2 protein-coding genes are annotated in these 2,788 nt (G+C 65.8%); both read left to right on the forward strand.

Going from position 1 to position 2,788, the window contains the following annotated elements; translation table 11 throughout:
• The coding region (locus ACE3UY_RS19420; protein ID WP_374689132.1) for a hotdog domain-containing protein at positions 1-228 on the forward strand (228 nt) is incomplete at its 5' end.
• Positions 229-515: 287 nt separating this feature from the next.
• The coding region (locus tag ACE3UY_RS19425; protein WP_374689133.1) for a BPTD_3080 family restriction endonuclease at positions 516-2,788 on the forward strand (2,273 nt) is incomplete at its 3' end.

The raw sequence follows: 2,788 nt of genomic DNA on the forward strand, positions 1-2,788 counted from the left end.
GCCAGCCTGCTGACCCACCTTGGCGGGCTGTGGGCCTTCCTGGCGACGGAGATGACCTTCGAATTTCTCGGCCCCGTCTACATCGGCGACACGGTGACGGCCGAGGCGGAGATCGCCGAGGTCAGCGAGAAGGGGTGGGTGCGGCTGGCGGGGCGGGTTGTCGGCGCAGACGGCCAGGATGTGCTGCGGGCGATGATTCGGGGGTATCCGGGGAGGTTTGAGGAGTAACTCCCAGACCTGACAGGTTTGCCGCAAACCTGTCAGGTCTATCGGATGATCGATATCGCGTGACACCGCGACAATATGTCATTATACTTTCCGTGTTGTGGCCGATCCCGCTTCGCGGGGGAACCGGTTAACGGTCACGAGTCCGCCGTTCATTGCAGGGAGGGTTCCGTCTGAGAGGCTCAGATGGAAAAGAGGCCCGCCCCTTGTGGGGCGTTCGCTACGGTTGACGACAATCAGAGAAGTATCCCCTGCTCGACGGATACCGGCGAGAAGGAACCGTGACGCCCATGTCGGAAGCGTTCTTCACTCATCCCATTCTCAATTCACCTTACGAATATCCCAGCCGGCACTGGGAGCTAGACGAGGACGGCCAACCCACCAACGCCATCCTGGAGTACCGGCGCAGCGCCAAGTTCGTCACGCCCGTTCCCAAGCCGCGCAAGCGCAAAGACAAGAAGGGCAGCGGCTACCACCAGGCCGCCCTGGCGATTGGCGCGGAAGGCGTGACTACGGCCGAGCGCCAGTATGACACCACCTCGATGGTCAATGCCATTCGCAAGCGGGTAGACGAATGGCGCATGATCCCCGATCCGGCCAAGTGGCGCGTGACGCCGGAGACGGCGCGCCTGCTGCAACACTGGCGTCACCATCCCTTTCAGGGCGTCCGGCCGTTCTTCTGCCAGATCGAGGCCGTCGAGACGATCATCTGGCTGACCGAGGTCGCCCCCAAGATGGGCAAGGACGAGGCCGCGCTGCTCGATACGCTCCTCGACGCCACGGCCGAGGCCAATCCGGAACTGAACCGCACCGCGCTCAAGCTGGCTACCGGCGCGGGCAAGACGATGGTGATGGCGATGATCATCGCCTGGCAGACGATCAACGCCGCGCGCCACCCGCAGAGCGACCGCTTCACCCGCGGCTTCCTGGTCGTCACCCCCGGCATCACCATCCGCGACCGTCTGCGCGTCCTCTACCCCAACGACCCCGACAGCTACTACGCCAGCCGCGAACTGATCCCGGCCGACCTGCTGCCCGAACTGGGCAAGGCCAAGATCGTCGTCACCAACTACCACGCCTTCAAGCGGCGCGAGCGGCTCGATCTGGCCAAGGGCACGCGCGAACTGTTGCAAGGGCGCGGCCCGGCCCTCGACACCCTGGAGTCGGAGGGGCAGATGCTCCAGCGGGTCATGCCCGAGTTGATAAGCATGAAGAACATCCTCATCCTCAACGACGAGGCCCACCACTGCTACCGCGAGAAAGTGCAGGACGACGAGGGCAAGCTGAGCGGCGACGAACTCGAAGAGGCGACCAAGAACAACGAAGCGGCCCGCCTGTGGATCAACGGCCTCGAAGCGGTGAAGCGCACGCAGGGCCTCCGCCGGGTGCTCGATCTGTCGGCCACACCCTTCTTCCTGCGCGGTTCCGGCTACGCCGAGGGCACGCTGTTCCCCTGGACGGTCAGCGACTTCTCGCTGATGGACGCCATCGAGTGCGGCATCGTCAAGCTGCCGCGCGTGCCCGTGGCCGACAACGTGCCCGGCGGCGACATGCCCAAGTTCCGCAACCTGTGGGAGCACATCCGCATCCGCATGCCCAAGAAGGGGCGCGCCAAGGCCGGCGGGCTGGACCCGCTGTCGCTGCCGGCCGAGTTGCAGACGGCGCTCGACGCCCTCTACGGCCACTACGCCAAGGGGTACGACCTCTGGCAGGAAGCCGGCATTCCCACGCCGCCGGTCTTCATCGTCGTCTGCAACAACACCTCGACCTCCAAACTGGTCTACGACTACATCGGCGGCTTCGTCCGCGACGACGGCGACCGGACAGCCTACCATGCCGGCCGCTTGCCGCTCTTCCGCAACTACGACGACCACGGCAACCGCCTGGCCCGGCCGGTGACGCTGCTCATCGACAGCGAGCAACTCGAATCGGGCGACGCGCTGGACGAGAACTTCCGCGACATGGCCGCCGACGAGATCGAGCGCTTCCGCCGCGAATTGCGCGAGCGCGGCGACCACCTCGCCGCCGAGAAGATCACCGATCAGGATTTGCTGCGCGAGGTGATGAACACCGTCGGCAAGCAGGGCCGCCTGGGCGAATCCGTCCGCTGCGTCGTCTCCGTCGGCATGCTGACGGAGGGGTGGGACTGCAACACCGTCACCCACATCCTCGGCGTCCGCGCCTTCGGCACGCAGTTGCTGTGCGAGCAGGTGGTCGGCCGCGCCCTGCGCCGCCAATCCTACGACCTGGACGAAGCGGGGCATTTCTCGGTCGAGTACGCCGACGTGCTGGGCATCCCCTTCGACTTCACCGCCCAACCGGTCGTCGCGCCGCCCAAGAAGCCCAACCGGACGATCCACGTCCAGGCCGTCCGGCCCCACCGCGACCACCTGGAGATCACCTTCCCGCGCGTCACCGGCTACCGCGTCGAACTGCCCCAGGCGCGCCTGAACGCCCGCTTCAACGACGATTCGGTTCTGGAACTGAATCCCCTGCTCGTCGGCCCATCGGTCACGGAGAACAGCGGCATCATCGGCGAGAGCGTCGACCTGACCGTGCAGCA

It is taken from the genome of Promineifilum sp. (SeqCode), assembly GCF_041918635.1.
GTDB lineage: Bacteria > Chloroflexota > Anaerolineae > Promineifilales > Promineifilaceae > Promineifilum.